General features: G+C 64.7%; 12 protein-coding genes and 1 pseudogene. 5 read left to right on the top strand and 8 right to left on the bottom strand.

Features of this window, described 5'->3' with window-relative positions:
* Window positions 1-118: 118 nt before the first annotated feature.
* Window positions 119-610 (bottom strand): annotated as a pseudogene (locus MCBMB27_RS04035) (IS66 family transposase zinc-finger binding domain-containing protein); the annotation flags it as partial.
* Window positions 611-1,368: 758 nt separating this feature from the next.
* Between MCBMB27_RS04035 and MCBMB27_RS04030 the strand changes: the two are divergent.
* Both MCBMB27_RS04030 and MCBMB27_RS30355 read left to right on the top strand, forming a co-directional pair.
* Window positions 1,369-1,617, top strand: a complete 249-nt coding sequence (locus tag MCBMB27_RS04030) for a hypothetical protein (protein ID WP_418287724.1) — start codon at window positions 1,369-1,371, stop codon at window positions 1,615-1,617.
* A gap of 173 nt (window positions 1,618-1,790) precedes the next feature.
* Complete coding sequence (locus MCBMB27_RS30355; RefSeq protein ID WP_162494519.1) at window positions 1,791-2,102, top strand: hypothetical protein; 312 nt, start codon at window positions 1,791-1,793, stop codon at window positions 2,100-2,102.
* A gap of 509 nt (window positions 2,103-2,611) precedes the next feature.
* Here MCBMB27_RS30355 and MCBMB27_RS04025 read toward each other — a convergent pair.
* Together MCBMB27_RS04025 and MCBMB27_RS04020 are read right to left on the bottom strand one after the other, a co-directional pair.
* A complete protein-coding gene (locus MCBMB27_RS04025; RefSeq protein ID WP_043382471.1) occupies window positions 2,612-2,821 on the bottom strand; it encodes a hypothetical protein in 210 nt (69 codons plus the stop codon).
* 408 nt (window positions 2,822-3,229) lie between these two features.
* Window positions 3,230-4,063 (bottom strand): outer membrane protein, encoded by an 834-nt coding sequence (locus tag MCBMB27_RS04020; RefSeq protein WP_043756327.1) that lies wholly within the window; start codon window positions 4,061-4,063, stop codon window positions 3,230-3,232.
* Between the two features lie 749 nt (window positions 4,064-4,812).
* Between MCBMB27_RS04020 and MCBMB27_RS29410 the strand changes: the two genes are divergently transcribed.
* From MCBMB27_RS29410 to MCBMB27_RS04010, 3 genes are all read left to right on the top strand, one after another.
* Entirely contained in the window at window positions 4,813-5,106 is a 294-nt protein-coding gene (locus tag MCBMB27_RS29410; protein WP_159020297.1) for a hypothetical protein, read from the top strand.
* Window positions 5,107-5,202: 96 nt separating this feature from the next.
* The gene (locus MCBMB27_RS04015; protein ID WP_043354302.1) at window positions 5,203-5,757 is read left to right on the top strand and encodes a PAS domain-containing protein; all 555 of its coding nucleotides are present in this window, start codon (window positions 5,203-5,205) and stop codon (window positions 5,755-5,757) included.
* Window positions 5,758-6,562: 805 nt separating this feature from the next.
* Window positions 6,563-7,207 carry a response regulator gene (locus tag MCBMB27_RS04010; protein ID WP_075379924.1) on the top strand — a complete coding sequence of 215 codons (645 nt, stop codon included), beginning with the start codon at window positions 6,563-6,565 and terminating at the stop codon, window positions 7,205-7,207.
* A gap of 396 nt (window positions 7,208-7,603) precedes the next feature.
* Here the strand turns inward: MCBMB27_RS04010 and MCBMB27_RS04005 are convergent, their stop codons facing one another.
* The 5 genes from MCBMB27_RS04005 to MCBMB27_RS03985 all read right to left on the bottom strand — a co-directional run bounded on the left by MCBMB27_RS04005 (window position 7,604) and on the right by MCBMB27_RS03985 (window position 16,815).
* Window positions 7,604-10,126 carry a hybrid sensor histidine kinase/response regulator gene (locus MCBMB27_RS04005; RefSeq protein WP_075379923.1) on the bottom strand — a complete coding sequence of 841 codons (2,523 nt, stop codon included), beginning with the start codon at window positions 10,124-10,126 and terminating at the stop codon, window positions 7,604-7,606.
* An 821-nt stretch (window positions 10,127-10,947) separates the two neighbouring features.
* Window positions 10,948-11,184 carry a hypothetical protein gene (locus tag MCBMB27_RS04000; RefSeq protein WP_043354299.1) on the bottom strand — a complete coding sequence of 79 codons (237 nt, stop codon included), beginning with the start codon at window positions 11,182-11,184 and terminating at the stop codon, window positions 10,948-10,950.
* A gap of 121 nt (window positions 11,185-11,305) precedes the next feature.
* Complete coding sequence (locus MCBMB27_RS03995) at window positions 11,306-13,093, bottom strand: tetratricopeptide repeat protein (RefSeq protein ID WP_075379922.1); 1,788 nt, start codon at window positions 13,091-13,093, stop codon at window positions 11,306-11,308.
* A 31-nt stretch (window positions 13,094-13,124) separates the two neighbouring features.
* Complete coding sequence (locus MCBMB27_RS03990; RefSeq protein WP_075379921.1) at window positions 13,125-14,525, bottom strand: HlyD family type I secretion periplasmic adaptor subunit; 1,401 nt, start codon at window positions 14,523-14,525, stop codon at window positions 13,125-13,127.
* A gap of 106 nt (window positions 14,526-14,631) precedes the next feature.
* Complete coding sequence (locus MCBMB27_RS03985; RefSeq protein WP_051044930.1) at window positions 14,632-16,815, bottom strand: peptidase domain-containing ABC transporter; 2,184 nt, start codon at window positions 16,813-16,815, stop codon at window positions 14,632-14,634.
* Window positions 16,816-17,285: the final 470 nt, after the last annotated feature.

Here is a 17,285-nt window from a genome sequence, read left to right as displayed (position 1 = left end):
GCGGATCGTCTGTCCGCTGAAGAGCCTGATCTTCGTTCCTGATCATCTCGACCTCCTCGCTCATCGAGGGGGTCAGGTCCTCATGGCGTCAGGGGGTCAGTTTGCCGTGTCGCCTGACAAGCGCTGCCTGCAACCGTTCGTATGAGAGCGCCTGAAAGGTCTTCAGGTACGTCGCCACCGCATGCAGCCGTGGGCCGAAGGGCGTGCCGCGCGCTGCCTCCGGCACCGGTGCGACCACCCGCTCCCCACAGCGCGGGCAACGGACCGCGAGCCGGCGGTGCTGCGTCACGATCGGCGCCACCGCGGGCAGCTCGATCCGCTCGCAGACGCTGACGATGTGCGCCGGAAGAGCGGCGTGCAGGCTGGCGCCGCAGCACGCGCACGCCTCGGGACGATGCTCGACGAGCGTATCGGGATCGTCGCTCACGACGCGGCTGTGACCCTCGTGACCGGGCTTGGCGCCGCCCGGCTTGGAGTGCTCCCGCTGCTCCTTGCGATCGGTCGCGGGCGGTTTGGACGAGGTGCGCGACGTCTTCTCTGGCCGCTGCAGACGCAGCACCAGCTCGATCAGCTCTTCGCGGCTCAGCCGTTCGAGGTCGCTGCGGCTCATCTCACGAGAGAATCAGCGAAATCCGTCCCGCGCAAGGGCGTGGGTAATTACGCGGAGCCATCCACCTAATCTGGTTTAGAGCAATCGGTTGCGCCCCGATTAGGTCCTATGCCGATGTAAGGTTCTGCGTGGTGGTGCGGCGGGGTATCCTGAAAGATTATCTTGTAATTTCAATGATATAGGTGTTCGCAGTTTCGTTCCGCTTGGCGCGCCAACAAATCTCCTCGGAAAAACAAGGCCTTCGTGCCTTGGCGTGAGCGCCCGACAAGCTCCTCAGCAGCAGCCGGTCCCAAATCGGCCCCAGCTGTGAGGATATCCGATGCCCGCCGTCCGCAAGCGGAACGGCAAAGGGCACGCGCAGGTCCGCAGGACCGGGCATCCGTCGCGCGCTCTAAGCCAGCCTGGAGGGATGGACCCGACTCCGGCGGAGAGGGCGATCCGCGGCCCCGGCGCGTTTGGGCGCCACCGGGTGCGAAGAGATGCATCCCAAAGGTAAAAGTGGTCCACACAGGCCGATTGTGGATACGGGCCCGTCGAAGGGCTGCCGAGGGGGCAACCGGTCGGATCGGCCTTCGGCTTGCTGGAGGTCCGGCACGGGATCCGGTGGCAACCGTTGACGGCGGCGTCCGGCGACTGCGCAGCCGAGGCCGACTCTACGAGAGCAGCGGTCACGAGGGTGTGGCGCCGACTTCACGGGTAGGAGCGCACCCCTCAAGGTGTCGAGATGGCTTGGTTGGATCACTCGCCCGAACGGCGCGTTGAATGAGATGATCGCTCAGCCCTCGCCGTCTTCGGACCCCGCCCGCCTCGCCCTCACGGAGTCCGCGCTCGCGGCGGCGGACGGTCTGTGGCGTGCCGAGATGCTTCGGAATTACGGGCCTGATGGAGTTCTGTCATACGCCTATGCCCCGGAGGGCCAGGGCGGGCTCGGGACGCTGCTCCGGCGAACCTATGAGGCGCGGCGCATCGCAATCGCCCTGTGGCGGCAGGAGCGGCGCCGGGGCTGAGGAACGGGATGCGGTGCGAGGCGTCCGACAGGGAGGGGCTGCAGCCCGCCCATGCCCGACAGGCTCAACGCCCTGCGTGAACGCCTGAAGGCGCAGCAGCGTGCGCTCCTCCTGTGCCGATGGCCGAGCATGAGGGAGTGCCGACCGGGAGCGCCCTTCACTAGATCGCTGCATTGAAGAACGTCATCGCCGCGGTCGAGGTAATCGCCGCCGCGGAGGCGCGACAAGTTCGGCGCTCGGTCGAAGCTGCCGACCGTGATGCCCCGGTTGGGGACCTTCAGACCCGGACGCCAATGGAAGAGCCCGGCGGTATCGAGGCGGCAGCGCCGCGTCCCGGATTGAGCGCTGACCTTCTCGGAGGGCGCCGTCAGTACCCCCGTCATCCTCATGGCGCGATCTGGCCTCGTGCCGTGATCCCGCTGGATCGCGTATGCCGAGATCACTTCACGCCGCTCCTGCCGGTGACCTTCGTGCGAAAGGTTTGAGCCGGGACTTGGCGGTGCCGCTTGTGCGGATGGATGCCGGTCCGAACTGCGCCAAGGGCGTCGGCCTCGTGGATCGCGCGGCCGCCCTTGTCCGGCGGATAGAGGCGGCTCGCACGGAATGCCGGCGGCTCTGCGGGCTGCCTGGGGCGACAACGGCGCAGCAACCCGGAAGGTCACTGCGCCGCTGGATCGGGCCGCTGAGGGGGCGATAGCAGCCACGAGGACGCATTACGCTCGGCCCGGCCTCCGTAGGGTGCGTCCGAGCACATCCAAAAGGATGTGGCTCGGCAGCGACAGGGATCGGCCATCAATTGTGGACAGCGCGAAGCGCCCTCGATCCGTCAAGGTTCAGGGGCGTACGTGATCTCTCCCCGTCCGATCCAATGTCGCCATGTTCGCCAGCCCTCACGCCTTCGTCCTCTACCATCGCGAGCGCCTTGCCGTGCTCCTCTCCTCAGCCCTCTTCCTGGCAGGCGCGCTGCCGCTGTTCTGGGCCATAGCCTGACCCTTCAGGCTCTACGAAGGGCCCGAGCCTCCAGGCGCTCGGCCTCAGCCCGCCACGCATCGCATTCGGCCTGCAGATCCTGAATTCGGGCATGGAGCTGCCCGGCATCGACGGCTGTCTCCATCAGCATGTCCTGCGCGGTGGCGAGCTGCTCGCGCAGTTCGACGTTCTCGGTCGCGAGGGTCAAAAGGATCGCAGCCACATCATCGCCCATGCATGCACCTGCCTCGCGGCCTCGGGGATGTGGCTGATAGGCCTGGCATGGTTACCGCGTCAGAAAGGACGGCGGCTCAGGACCCGCACCAGCGATCTCGTCCACAGCAGGATCGCCCCCCATACGCGGGGAGGGACGCTCTCGTTCCAACGCCGGTCGGCGTGAGCCGGCGATGGTCACGCCTCATCGGAGGGCCGCGCTGCCCGGCCAGGGGCTCCAACGAGAAACACCCCAGGAGCGGGAGCTCCCAGGGTGTCGCCGACCTCGCGGCCAGTTTGATCGGGCTGGGGATGCGAAGGTCAGCCGATCGGCTGCTCTTCGGCGGCAGAGGGCGATGAGGAGGACCAACGACCCCTCGCCCGCCGCCGCAACTCCCGGCACAGCCGCCGGGAGCAGCGCGACCGGATCTTAGTAGGAGCCAAACTTGTAGTTCAGGCCGGCGCGGACGACGGCGAACTCGTCGGAACGGCGGCCGATGCCGCTGTAGACGACGGGGAAGTTGTTGGCGGCGTTGATGACGAACGCGCCCTGGTTGCGGGTGTTGCGGTCGAGGTTGACGTACAGGCCTTCGACCTTGAGCGTCACGGCCGAGGAGCGGAAGAAGTTCAGGAAGGAGTCGGTGGGGAGCGCGTACTCGACGCCGCCGCCGACGGCCCAGCCGGTGCGGAAGCTGTCGTTGCCGGCGTAGCCGCCGAAGGAGCGGTCGGCGCTGCCGGAGCCGTAGGCGAAGCCGCCGGTGCCGTACACGAGGGTGCGGTCGAAGGCGTAGCCGAGGCGGCCGCGGACGGTGCCGAAGAAGTCGAGGCTGGAGAGGCCGCGCGGGTCGGTGACGTAGTAGCCGGGGGCCAGCGCGCCGGCGACGAAGGCGTTGTTCCGGTTACGGCCGAAGTCGAGGTACTGGGCATCCGCCTCGATACCGAACACGACGCCGGAGCCGGGGGTCAGCTGCCAGTTGTAGCCGATCTGGCCACCGCCGGAGAAGCCGTCCTGGCTGCGGTTGCGGAAGGAGGCGACGGTGCCGGGAGCGGCGTAGGGGAACGGCACGGCGAAGGTGTTGCCGGTGTTGCGGTCGCTGGCGTCGAAGGCGTAGCCGGCGTTGATACCGAAATAGGCGCCGGTCCAGGTGAAGACCGGGACGGGGGTGAAGACCGGCGGCGGGGCGGCGCGGCGCGGCAGGTCGGCGGCCGAGGCGGCAGCGGTCAGAGCGGTGAAGGCAGCCAGCGAGGCCAGGAGCTTGGTCATGAGGTAAGGTCCAAATTTCGATCTGGATGTATGGCTACCGGTTCGTGCCGAAAATAGCTGTAGTTTTATGGGCACACCATTGGGCGACGAGGCAGGGCGGCATAGTAAACTGTCTGTAAAAATGAGTTAGATTTGGGAGATATGCCGCTCGATCCTCATCCGGGCGCCACAACATCTCGCCGGCGCTTTGGTTGCATTCCGCCGGCACGTTGCCGGGCGGCTGTGGCCAAATGGCTACAGGATGGGTGGGCCGGCTCGCCGCAGCTTAGGCCCCGCACCGGATTTTCAGCCCCGCTGTGCCGATCCGGCCTGAGCATCGCTTTTTCAACCCCATCGGCTGGGCCCAGCTCTCGGACGTGAGCCGGTTGGGGCAGGCGGAAGACTGCCGTAAGGGCTGGGGGAGGCCATAAGGGCGGTCATACGGGCGGGGATGGTCTACCCCCTCGGCGATGGTCGCTGGATGGTCGCGTGTGGGGCGCGGAAGCCGGCCGGTGGCGCGATGGACGGGGTCGCCGCTTCCGGGTCGCGGCAGAAGCCGACATCCTTGCCCGCTGGACCCGGACGGATTTGGCCGTCGCACACCGCGATCACGACACCTCGAACAACGCCGATGCCAGCCTCGCGGCCTTCTGCCAGCGCGGCCACATGATCCACGCCGGGCCGGAGGATCGGCGGCGGCGCACGCTTTTTGGGCGGAACGCGCTCGGTGATGTGTTCGGCGGCCCATATCCGCCGTCGGGATTCACCGGTTGCTATGGCTCTTCTCTCTCCGCAACGCCTCGCAGCGCTACCAACGCTTGTTGTCGTCCCTCCTCCGTCTCGATCTTGAACCACAGGCGCAGGCATTCGTCCGTGCTCGCGGCTTCGCCAGCAGGCGGCTTCTCGGCGAAGAATCGCTCGACAGGGACGCCGAGAGCATCAGCGAGCCGGTGCAGCGTCGCCCAATCGGGCTCGTCAAATTTTCTCATGTCATCAGCAAAACCTTAGATCGAAGATGTATGTTCCGCGATCACGAATTGACTAAAATCAACGAGCTCGGTTGAAAAGTAAAAGTATCGCTCCAGTTGAATTCGGTGGGTCTGGGGATTGGCGCTCGGGCTTCCGCGCCGATGCGAGTCAGAAGCCGAGGAGCGTTCTAGATGATCTTCGTCACGAAGGCGGACGGGGGCGTGAGCTACGTCAGTCCCGAATGGACGGTCTTCACCGGCCAGGCGGCGGCCGAGGCCGTCGAGCATGGCTGGTTCGCTTGTGTGCTTCCCGACGACCATGAGGTTGCGGTCACGTTCCTGCGCGAGGCTCGCGATCAGCAGTGCGAGTACAGCCTGCGCCTACGCTTGCGCCGTGCGGACGGAAGCTACGCCTGGGCGATGATCGGGGCCGTCCCCTCGTTCGGGCCGCCCGGCCGCACCTTCCTCGGCTATCTCGGCTCGGTCACGGAGATCGCCGTGAGCGGTTCGGAACCGTTGGGTGCCTTCGGCACGCTGGCGCGCTTCGTGCCGCCGCCCGTGAGCCCGACGACGCCACCGGGCTCAGCCTTGGAACTCGTGGCCGACCACCTGCTGATAGCCCATGGGCTCATTGAGCAGGATCATGCCAAGGAGATGCTGCCGGTTTTGCGGCAGGCCCTGATGCAGGCCGGTGTACTGCTTGCGCGGAGCATGACCGCGTCCGATCCGAGCGGCCGCTTCCATTAAGGCTCAGCGTTGAGCGGGGATCGCACTCGCCTCTTCATAGGCGATGACGGCAGCCGCCGTGATCCGGAGCATTATGCCACCGTGCGGGAAGGTCTATAGCTCCGTGCGGCAGGGGCGACGAGCACAATCTCGACCGAGTCCGGCGCGCGTCGACGGCGCTCGGTCCTGAAGCGTCTCGTCCCGCGCCCCGGCCCTCTGCCGCCCGGGAGAGGAGCCCGTTGCGCAAGTCCGGACCCGCCGCGCCTGGGCCGCGATTCATCGCAACGCGTTCGGAAACGCCTCGCGTGTCCGTCACGCCGCCGCGTCGGAACGGTATCACAGTCGCGATCGCGCCGCGGAAGACCGGCCTGCCGGCAGAGCCGTTCGCCGCGGCGGATCGTCAAAATATTAACCTATATGCATCGCCAGAAATCAATCTTGACACCTGTTTTGCCCGTCTGTACAGATGAATCCTTCGAAATTCCGCTATTAAATACAATTATACCGACAGAGCTTTCAATATTGGCGCATCTATAAAGAGATATTGTCTATCTATGTTGCTCTTTCCGGCTTCGCGGCGTGAAGATGCATATCGTATGTCGATGTGTCATAAATTGAGCCGTCGATGGAGTTGTTTTACGTATCATATCTTCGCGGTCGGATTTGAATGATTGATTGTGAGCTTGAGAGTGTCGATTTTAAAGACGATGCTGAATGACGGCGAGTCCGCAAGTCGCGCTGCTCAATAGGAATTTTATACGGCAAAAATTGATCTCACGTATCGGAGAATAACTGGATCGCAACAGCAGGCGTATTGAGACGCGTTATGGCTTGTTCCCCCGGTCGTCGTATCATAATCGCGGATGATCATCCGGTGGTCCTCGCTGGATTGGCCGCCCTGCTCCGGCAGGTCAACAATCTCGATGTCGTGGCCACCTGCTGCGAGGGCGAAACGGCATTGAAGGTGATCCTCGAACTGCAGCCCGATCTCGCGTGTCTCGATGTGCAGATGCCGAAATTGTCAGGTGTCGAGGTCATCCAGGCTGCGCGGCAGGCCGGTTCAGAGACGCAGTTCATTGTCCTGACCGGCTCAGTCGCTCGTGAAGAGTTTGCCACGGCCTCGGAATGCGGTGCGATCGCGATCTTTCACAAAGACTCCGCCAGCGACGACCTTCTGGATTGGATTGAAGGGGGCCATATCCAACGCCAAGGCCAATCCTATGATCGACACCATGGCGAGGACGGGGACGGTGGCACGCGGAACCTGACGGCGCGCGAACGCGAGATCGCAATGCTCGTTGCAAGAGGTCTGACGAACAAACAGATCGCGCGAGAGGCCAATATCTCGCAGGGGACAGTCAAGATTCATTTGTATAATATATTTCAGAAGTTGTCTCTCTCTAATCGGACCGAGCTGGCAAATTACGCCAATGTCCGTTCGGTTGTCGGATTGCAGGAGCAGCGCTTCTGATTCGACCGGTCGCAGGATGCGGCTTTATTATTTGCAATATTGACAGTCTGACGATCTGCGATGCGTGTTCAGTGTCCGCGTACCTGGCGGATCGGCGATCGAATCGTCGCGCGACAACCGGATGTCATCAGAGCTCTCGTTCATGCCGCGTGCGACCCCGGAGACCTTGCCGGTGCCTTCGGCGCGATGTGCCGCTCTGCAGGTGGTTGCGTGGCAGCCGGACGTTGCCCGCCCGAGCCGCACAATGCGGGGCGCCGAAGATGAGCGGCTCCGCGAGCGGGGGGCGCCCCGCACAGACCGCGTGTGCGGATTTCCTCCCGCGGGCTTCGGCGATGCGCGCTGCGCCACCCGCAACGGCGCGAGATACTGGCAACAATGCTGTCCGCAACCGCCGTATCACAATCCTGTTTGCGCGGCGAATTCCGGTTCGGTCAGGAAATTCTTTCGGACGAGGGCTGCCCGGGTCGACGTGATCATCGCGCGCAGATCGGCGTTAATGGTGCCGATGCTTTGATCGCATCCCAACTCGATCTCCAACCCGAGACAAAGACGCTGCATCCCTGAGAGCCCGAGCATGCCGGCCATGTCTTTGAGCGCATGGACCTCCTTCGCTTTCGCCTTCCCGCTGGCATCGGTGCGGTCGAGATAGGCACAGGTGCCATGGGCATTTCGGAGTGCCTGAAGCAGAAGGGATTCGAGCTCGCTACCCAGTCTCTTTTGCAAGGACTGAAGTTTACGATCGTCGAGCAGATCGGACTGCTGAGGTGGAGGCGTCGGCGAGACCGCGCTGCCGCTCACGAGATTTCGCCTTCTCGCCGTGTAGTGAGCAATGGATGCGTTCAGCGAACCCCAATCGATCGGCTTCGCGATGCAGCTGTTCATTCCGGCTTCCAGGTAGCGCCTGCGCTCGCTCTCGTAGACGTTGGCCGTGAGCGCTATGATCGGCAGGGTCCTTTCCGGGCCCTCGAGGCGCCGGATCGCCCGCGTCGCCTCGACACCGTCCATGACCGGCATCTGGACATCCATCAGGATCAGATCGAAGCAACCCTGCTTGGCCAATTCGACAACCTCGGCGCCATCCTGGGCGAAGATCAGGGTATGACGATCCGATGCCAGCATCGAGCGGATGATACTGCGGATCAGCGGAATATCCTCGGCCACGAGGATGCGGCGCGGCTGCAGATCCGATGGCCTGCATGGGATGGGGGCCACGACGTCAGATCCGTCATGCTCAAGAAGGGGGATCTCAAACCAGAAGCGGCTGCCGGAACCGGGCGAGCTGGTAAAACCGATCGTTCCGCCCATCGCGGTGACGAGACGTCTGGAGATCGCCAGTCCCAAGCCGCTCCCTCCATAGCGTCGCGCTGTCGATTTATTTTCCTGTGTGAAGGCCGTAAAAACCTCCGCTTGATTCTCTTCAGCGATGCCGATGCCGCTGTCTTGCACCTCGATCCGGAGCAAGAGCTTGTTTTCATTGATCGAGCGATGGGTTGCGATAATCCTGATCGTTCCATGATGTGTGAATTTTATCGCATTTCCGACGAAATTCAGCAAGACTTGCCGGATCTTGGTCGGATCACCGATCACGCAAGCTGGGATACGTTCGGAATAGTCTTCCTTGAACGCGATATCTTTGGCGTGGCAGAGCGGCTGCGTCGTCGCGCATACTTCATCGAAGAGAGATCTCACCGAGAAGATCGTGGACTCGATTTCGAATTTTCCGGACTCGATCTTTGAGAAATCCAAAATGTTATTGATCACACTCAGAAGATGATGGCCGGATTGCCTGACGAGATCGAGATTTATTTTCTGATTGTCCGTCAGGGATTCCTTCGCGAGCAGGTCCACCAAGCCGAGCACGCCGGTCATGGGCGTTCGAAGCTCGTGGCTCATGACGGACAGGAAATCGCTCTTCGCCCGGCCCGCGGTCTCGGCCTTGTCACGTGCCGCTTCGGCTTCCTCACGCGCGCGGTCGGCCGCCGCGCCCGCCTCACGCAAGCGGTGGGCCGCGTTTTCAAGTCGGGCGAGAAGCACGCCCAACGGGATGGCCGATAAGAGGGCCGTGAGGACGAACAAATTGTAGATGATCAGCAATTCGGCACTCGCAGCGCCCTTGGCCGCGCTCAGGGCCGCCGGTCCGTTGAAGGTGAACAATCGAACGGCGAGCGACACACCGAAGACCGCCGCGCTGCTGCCCAACAATCCGCCGCTGAGCGTTGCCAACAGCAACAGCGGTATCGCGAGAAAAAGAAACGGCGTGTGAGACACCAGCAGAGCGTAACTGGCGGCCGCACTCGCGATCGTCAGAACGGCGATCTGAGATAATTTCCGGGGGTTGAGCCTTTCCAGAAGAGACCGTTCAGTCCAGCTCAGCACCAAAGGCAGCGCTACGAGCAAGTCGAGGGCTTCGGTGAAAGACCGGGCCTGGATTATCGGCCGCTCCGTTGCGGGAACAAGGAGACTGATCCAGGCGAATTCGAACGCCGCGCTCAGCAGGCAGGCGAGCGAGCTGAAGACCGTAAGAAGGAGGATGGTTTTGACTGATAAGTACCAATTTGCTCCGCGGTTTATCTGCCTGAAAAGTGCCGCCGTCGCGCAGATTTCGAACAAGTCCGCGATGACGATGCCGGATGTCGCCAGAATCGATTTGCCGATCAACAGGTGGGCGGCGAAGTTGGCGGCCGCGGCGGTCGCGATCGCCGGCGGCCATGCTTCCCGGCGTATACGGAGCAGGATGGCCAGGAAGAGGCTGTTCGCGCACCAGGGTATGATCGCGAAGACGGCGTGCTCGTTCACATAAAAGCGGCTTGCTGCGGGGATCAGATAGAGGATCGGAACGGCGCCGAAGGCGGCTGCAAAAATCCAGTTGCCGCCGGCGGGTCGGGTGAGCCCATCGATGATGTGCTTCATCTGACGCATGAGGGCGTGCCTCGTGGATCGGAAGCAGGTTACAGTCTCGGTCGCCGTCTGCGGTTCGCGGCCATGAGAATGGAGCGGTTTCCCGGTGGGTCAACTATTTTCATCGACAGAAGATTGTATTCAAGTCGCGATATGAATCTGTATATCGCGATTGTCTGTAAAATCTGAATTTTCAGTCCTTTGTCCCGAGGTCCTGACAATCGTTTGCGTTTGAGCGCGGACCGAACCGGCCGTCACACGCGGCGCCGATGCCCGTCGTCAGTCGCGCGGAGGGGGACTTCGGCCTTGAGGACTGGACGCTCTGGTTCGTTCCGGGTGGGAGATGCGTCGGCCGGCACGGGGCGGCGCGAGGGTGGGTCCGACACTTGAGCCTTGCCCCCTCACGCATGATGGCATCGCCCCGGTCGATATCCGGTGGGCGCGGGGATGCTTGGGCGCCCCTGCCCTCGCACATGACGTTCGAGGCCGCGGCAGGCGTCCGGATCCTGCCCGATCGCGGTGCGCACGGCACATTTCACGAGGCTGCTGTGTCGTCCGGATGAGACGCGGGTCCCCTCCTCTGGACGGGAGAGGGGGCACGCCGCGCCCGTCACAGCTTCACCGTTGTGGATCGTGCGCGTTGCAACCGGACACCGCCCGTGCGCCGCAGCGAACGATCAGCCGGATCATCTCCGGCATCGCGGCGCATGAGCGTCCGGGTCATCGCCCTGCCGCCGACGCGCGCGCACGGGATCCGGCTGCTCCGGATCCCGTGAACGGTGCTTCGAGCAGGTTCACCGGCCGATGCGTGGCCTGCAAGCCATGGTGCGGCCGTGGGCCGGTCAGTGAGCGGGCGGATTGGCCGTCACGTCACGGATCTCTTCGGGCCCAAGCCCGAGATTGTGAACCGCATCCGGCGAGAGCTCGCCGACCGTCTCGACGCGATCGGCTGGCGGCGCCCCGTCGGCGGCTTTGTTGACGAGGTACAGCGCCCGGCGCGGATCCGCCTCCGCGACCGCGTAAAGCTTCGGCGCAGTGAAATTCCCGGCCTTCGTAATTTTTACGACCCAGCCACTCATCGCTTGTCTCCGCAACATGTCCGCCTCGGCAGGTCGCATCAGGATCGCGCCGAGCAGAACTAAGGAACATGTGAGATACGTGGCCTTATTAGGCCGATAAGGCCGCGATGTCAAAGTATAATTAAGCCGCGAAAAAAGCGGCTCCACTGTCGTCGCGTTTCGGAAAGCTGATTTGATCGAGCTGTTCGAGTTCCGCGGCAGCCTCGCGGACACCCTGCCCGCGTGCCGCTTCGAACCAGCGCCGTGCCTCGGCCTCGTCCTTCGAGCCCGTGAGCCCGCGGGCCAGGTAGCGACCTGCAGCCAGTTGCGCATCCGCATGTCCTGCCTCCGCCGCTGCTCTGAACAGGCTCAACGCACGGGGGAAGTCCGGTTTCAGACCGTACCCGCCGTCGAGCATGGCGGCCAGAGCATAGATTGCCCCGACATGCCCGCTCTCGGCCGCGCGCTCGAACAGATGGAAGGCCTGGACGCGGTCGACGGGGCCCCCTCGGCCGTTGACCATCATCTCGCCCAGCATCGCCTGCGCCTCCGCGACGCCGCCTTCGGCGGCGCGCGCGATCCAGGTCCGGCCCTCCACGGCATCGCCGACGACTCCTCGGCCCTCGGCGATCATCCGACCGTACCAGAACTGGGCGATCGGCATCTCCTCGGCCGCCTTGCGCAGCCACAGGGCCGCCTGCGCCTCGTCGTATCCACCGCCGATGCCGTGCGACAGACAGATGCCGAAGTTGAAGGCCGCCGCCAGATTGCCCTGCCTGGCGCCGCGCTCAAACCAGTGGCGGGTCCGCACATCGTCGCCGGGCGCGCCCTCACCGGCGAGGATCAGATTTCCGAGATCGACCTGGGAGACTTCACTGCCGAGGTTGGCCGCCTCCCGCAGCCAGTGCGCGGCCCTGTCCGGGTCCTGAGCGCCGCCTAGGCCGACTTGGTAGAGCTGGCTCAGCGTTCGCGCCGCGCCGGCATAGCCGGCCTTTGCCGCGCGCTCGAGCCAGAGCGCCGCTTCGGCGAAATTGGGCGCCAGATCGCCACCTCTGGCGTGCAGGTGCCCGACCAGCGCGGCGGCGTGTGCGTCTCCGGCCAGACCCGCGCGTCTGAGCCACGTCTCCCCCAGGATCGGATTCCGCTCGACGCCGTCGCCATTGAGCAGTGCGAGACCCAAGCTCGTTTGGGCGGCGACGATGCCGCCCTCGGCCGCCCGCGCGTAGAGCTCGACGGCGCGCTCCGCACTTCTCGGCACGCCGATGCCCGCATGCGTGAGCGCACCGAGGAGGAACAACGCATCCCCCAAGCCGGCCGCCGCCGCCTTCTCGATCTCGGCGACCGCCAGCGCAGTGTCCTCGGGCGTCTGCTTCCGCAAACGCAGCAGTCCCAGGCCGAGATGCCCCTGCGGACAGCCGGCCCTGGCCGACGCCATGTACCAGCGTTCCCCCTCGGCTTCGTCGCGCAGGGCGTTCGGGCCCGCCGTCAGAATGTAGCCGAGCAGGGCCTGCCCTTCGCGCGAATCGTTGGCGGAGGCCCGTCGCGCCCAGAGGATGGCGGAGACGGGATCGGATTGCTTTCGCTCGTCTGCGCGGTCGAAGGCCAACTCGTCCGTGAGCGAAGACCTCTGCTCCGCCATCCCGGTATCGCCGCGCATGCACAGCAACGCGAGCTTGAACTGTGCCTCCGCATGCTCGCCTTCTGCCGCGGCGGTCATCCAGCGGACGGCTTCGGTGATGCTCTCGGGGACGCCCGTCCCGTCCAGGTAGCATTGCCCGAGGTGGAACTGCGCGTCCGGCAAGCCGCCCTGGGCCGCCCGGCTGATCTGAGCGACGCCGTCCTTGAACCGGCCGCTCTCCAGCAGGCTGAGGCCGAGCCTGAGCCGCGCGGTCGGAGAAGCCGGAGCCAGGAACCTGTCGACGATCTTCATCCGCCGCACGCCTCCGAAGAGTGGCGATTATTCACGGCTCCCGCATCCCTTCAAGTCCGACGGGCAGCAGGCGGGCGAACAGATACTTGAGCATCGTTCGATCCCCGACCATCACATCGGTCGTCACGGGCATACCGGCGGTCATGTGGAAGTTATCGGGCAGTCCGTGAAGCTTGATCGCGGTCAGTTCCACGCGCGCGCGGAACCAGACGCCGTTGGCCGCCTGCCCGCCGACACTGCTTCGCTGCGTCTCCTGCTGCCCGGTGAAGCTGTCGGCGCTCACGCTCTTCACGACGCCGTCCGCCATGCCGTACTGCACGAAGGGGAACGTATCGAACTTCACGCTGACTTTCTGTCCGGGATGGACGTAACCCGCCTCGTCGGCCGCGATGCGCGTCTCGACTTCCAGGGGCGTGTCCCGCGGCACCAGGGTGATGAGCTGCTCGCCGGATTGCAGGATCGAACCGACCGACACCTTGGCGACATTCAGGACGATCGCGTCCTGTTCGGCCACCAGATTGACCAGCTGTCGACGGAGGGTCGCCTTCCGCAGGCCTTCCTGGGCCTCGTTGAGGCTGCGGCGCCGCAGGGTGATCTCCTGGCTGATCTGCGATTTCCAGTGCTGCGAGAAGGCATCCCGCTCGGCGATCATCTGATTGAGGTCGTTCCGGGCCCGGCCCGCGGACGCGGTCGCATCCTTCAGGTTCCTCTGCATCTCGATGCGCTGGTCCTGAGCGACCAGGCGATTCATCTGGCTGCCGACTTGGAGGCGCTCCAGCTGCAGGCGTTTCGATTCGAGGATCCCGGCGATCTCCGCGCGCTCGCCGAACGCCTTGGCGTCGAGATCCGCGCGCGCGAGCTGCGTCTCCAAACCTCTGATCTTCTGATCGTAGCTCTCGATCTGGTGCCGGTACTGGGCCTGTCGCTGTCCGTAGAGAGCGACCTGAATCACGGTCGCGGCGTCGGCCGAGGACGGATGGAACGGCGATCCCGTGCTCTCCGCCGTCAGCCGATCCACCTCCGCCTGAAGGCTGAGAACTTGGTTCTCCAGGGCCCGTGCGTCGGCGCCGGTGAAGGTCGGATCGAGTTCGGCAAGGAGTTCGCCGGCGCGGACGACTTGGCCTTCGCGAACCTTGATCGAGCGCACGATCGACGTTTCCAAGGGCTGAAGGACGATCGTCGGGCTCGTCGACACCATCCGCCCCCCGCCCGTGACCACGACGTCGACGGGACACGTGGCCAGGATGAGGCCCGAGGCGATCACGAGCGTGAGGACCATGCCGAGCATGCTGCGCGCCGCAGGTTGAACCGGCATCGCGAGGAGCGCCGCCGTCGGAGACTGGAACTCCAGGAGGACCGGACCGACATCCGCCTCCGCGGGCGAGAGGCGCCTGATCCGGAAATTGAACCAGCTTGTGAGAGAGTTACTCATCGGCGAGCCTTTGTTTCCGTATGGCCGTGGCTCAGAACAACCTGAGGGCTTGCTCCACCCGGCGCCGCGTTCGTCCGAAGCGAACGGCGCAATCTGCGGTCTCCGATCAGGTGGCGCTCAGGTAGATCGGGGACGGACGCGCCTCCTCCAGATGCCGATTCTGCTGTTGCCACAACTGCTTGTAGATCGTGCAATGCTCGACCAGATGGTCATGGGGACCGATGGCGATCGCACTGCCCTTGTCGAGCACCAGGATCTGGTCGCAACGGATCAGGGACGAGAGCCGGTGGGACACGATGATCATGGTCCGGCCGCTCGCGATCCGCTGGAGGTTCGCGTTCACCAGGGCCTCGCTTTCGGGATCCAGCGCGCTGGTCGCCTCGTCCAGGATGAGCAATCTCGGATCCGTGATCAGGGCGCGGGCGATCGCGAGCCGCTGCCTCTGGCCGCCCGACAGGTTCGCGGAGCCCTCTTCGATCCAGGTCTCGTAGCCGCGGGGCAGCCGTTCGACGAACTCTTCCGCGCCTGCAAGCCGGGCGGCGCGGATCACGTCCTCGAAGGTCAAGCCCGGCCGGCCGGCGATGATGTTCTCGCGCACCGTCCCCCGGAACAGGAAGTTGTCCTGCATGACCACGCCGAAGCTCCGACGCAGGTGCGTGAGGTTGATCTCGCGCAGGTCCGAGCCGTCGATCTTCAACCGGCCCGTGTAGTCGCGATTGATCCCCTGCAGCAGGCGCGCGATGGTCGACTTGCCGGACCCGCTGCGGCCGACCAGCCCCAGCATCGTTCCCGCGGGGATGCTGAAGGAAACCTCGCGCAAGGCCGCCGACTGCGCGCCCGGGTACCGGAAGCCGACCTCCTCGAAGCTTATCTGTCCCGCGAATTGGGGGCGCAGGCCGCTCCGTGCCGCCTCGGTCTCGGTCGGATGGTTGAGCACCTCCGCGACCTGGCTGATCGACATGCGGATCTCTTCGATGTCCTGAAGCAGCTTGGCGAAGCTGATCAGCGGGCTTGCGACGCGGCCGCCGAGCATCATGAAGGCGATCAGGCTGCCCGCGGTGATGCCGGTCGTTCCCGCCGGGGCCAGGACCACGATGTACGCGCCGCAGAGGAGGATGCCCCGGTCGATGAAGCGCTCGAGCGGCAGCGAGAGCGTCTGCGCCCAGTTGACGATACGGCCGGCCGCCAGCCGCGCCTTGCCCGATTCGGCGACGCGTTCGTCCCATTCGCGCTTCCGCACGTCCTCGATCGCCAGCGACTTGACCGTCCGCATCCCGTGCACGGTCTCGACCAGGGTCCCGCCCTTCTGGATCTCGGCCGCGATCAGCCGCGCATAGACGGTCCGGATCGCCGGCAGGAAGGCCAGCACGAGCCCCCCGACACAGGCGGACGCGACCAGCACCATCCACGCCAAGGTCACGCTCATGTAGAACAGGAACGGCAGCAGGACGACGAGCGTGAGCAGGTCCAGAACGGTCGAGACCAGCTTCCCTGTCAGGAAGTCGCGGATCTTGAAGACCTGCGAGATTTTATGGGTCGTCTCGCCGGTCGGGGATCGCTCGAAGAACTCGATCGGCAAGGCCAGCAGGCGCCGGAACACGTGAACGTTCAGACGGGCATCGATCCGGGTCGACATCACCTCGACGATCTCGCGCCGCGCGTAGCTGATCAGCGCTTCGTAGACCGTCACGAGGACCAGCATGAGCGTGATCAGCGTGAGCGTCGACACCGTGTTGTGGGTCAGAACCCGGTCGAGTGCCGCCATGACCAGGAATGGCGGCAGGATCTGCAGAACGCTGACCGCCAGGGAGGCGGTCAGGATCTCGCGGAGATTGCGCTTCTCCGTGAGGACGAGCCTGGCGAGCCAACCGAGCGAGAAGGCGGCCTCGTCGTCCGTCGTCGCGCGCGAGCGGCGGACGAGAAGGGCCTCGCCGTTCCAGACCCGCTCAAGGCGCAGCTCGTCGATCTCGATGCCGGTGCCGCTGGGGCCCGTCGGTCCCTCGATGAAGCAGACGCCTCGCTCACGATCGCGGCGCGTGATGAGGGCGGCATGCCCGTCGGCAAGAAACACAACGATGGGGCCGACGTGTTCCAGCCGCATGAGCTGGGACCGGCGCATGCGCACCGCCCTGGCCCAAAGGCCGGACGCCGTTGCCCATGCCGCGAGTGAGGCCGGCGCCGGTACCGGACCTTCGGACTCGCGCGGGTAGTCGGCGGGATCGAGGTCAGCGCCATGGTGGTGTGCGACCCGCACGACCGCCATGATACGCGCCTGCGCCTCGCGCGACATCGCGCGGTCTGAGACGCTCACCTCTCGAACTCCGAACGCGGCCCCGCGGGTGTCGGGCGCTGGTGCATGGCGACTCCACGTCGTCTGATCGGGTCATGCGAAGCTCGGGCAGGCACCCTGAGGGGGCGCCTGCTCGGTGCGTCTCATGCGGGCGCGCCCGCCGCTCACGATCATGCCGGCCCGCGGTTCGGGCTGGAATAGGCCACAGGTTATAGACTTCTTAACCTTTTCGACTTCGGCGCCTCCTGGGTCCGCAGATCGCCTCGTGAAATCTGCTTTCGCATCCGCCTGACCGTGATTCGGTTTTGGGTCCGGCGTGTTTAGTTAACGAATTATAACCTCTGGCATATGGCTCGGCCAATTTGTCTCGCGATAGGAGGATCCCCTGGGCTGGCATGCTGCCTCGTATGCGCTGCCTTGTGCGAAAACAGATCTGATTTCCGTTGTTCGAGAGGCCGGCGCCACCAAGA

The organism is Methylobacterium phyllosphaerae (genome assembly GCF_001936175.1).
Classification (GTDB): Bacteria; Pseudomonadota; Alphaproteobacteria; order Rhizobiales; family Beijerinckiaceae; genus Methylobacterium; species Methylobacterium fujisawaense.
This window is presented reverse-complemented; position numbering and strand designations above follow the sequence as displayed.

What these genes read in the sequence shown, in the direction of transcription:
- MCBMB27_RS03990 (WP_075379921.1), bottom strand. Translation starts at nt 14,525, where the DNA reads ATGAGTAACTCTCTCACAAGCTGGTTCAATTTCCGGATCAGGCGCCTC.
- MCBMB27_RS04015 (WP_043354302.1), top strand. Translation starts at nt 5,203, where the DNA reads ATGATCTTCGTCACGAAGGCGGACGGGGGCGTGAGCTACGTCAGTCCC.
- MCBMB27_RS03985 (WP_051044930.1), bottom strand. Translation starts at nt 16,815, where the DNA reads ATGTCGCGCGAGGCGCAGGCGCGTATCATGGCGGTCGTGCGGGTCGCA.
- MCBMB27_RS04020 (WP_043756327.1), bottom strand. Translation starts at nt 4,063, where the DNA reads ATGACCAAGCTCCTGGCCTCGCTGGCTGCCTTCACCGCTCTGACCGCT.
- MCBMB27_RS04010 (WP_075379924.1), top strand. Translation starts at nt 6,563, where the DNA reads ATGGCTTGTTCCCCCGGTCGTCGTATCATAATCGCGGATGATCATCCG.
- MCBMB27_RS04025 (WP_043382471.1), bottom strand. Translation starts at nt 2,821, where the DNA reads ATGGGCGATGATGTGGCTGCGATCCTTTTGACCCTCGCGACCGAGAAC.
- MCBMB27_RS04005 (WP_075379923.1), bottom strand. Translation starts at nt 10,126, where the DNA reads ATGCGTCAGATGAAGCACATCATCGATGGGCTCACCCGACCCGCCGGC.
- MCBMB27_RS04000 (WP_043354299.1), bottom strand. Translation starts at nt 11,184, where the DNA reads ATGAGTGGCTGGGTCGTAAAAATTACGAAGGCCGGGAATTTCACTGCG.
- MCBMB27_RS03995 (WP_075379922.1), bottom strand. Translation starts at nt 13,093, where the DNA reads ATGAAGATCGTCGACAGGTTCCTGGCTCCGGCTTCTCCGACCGCGCGG.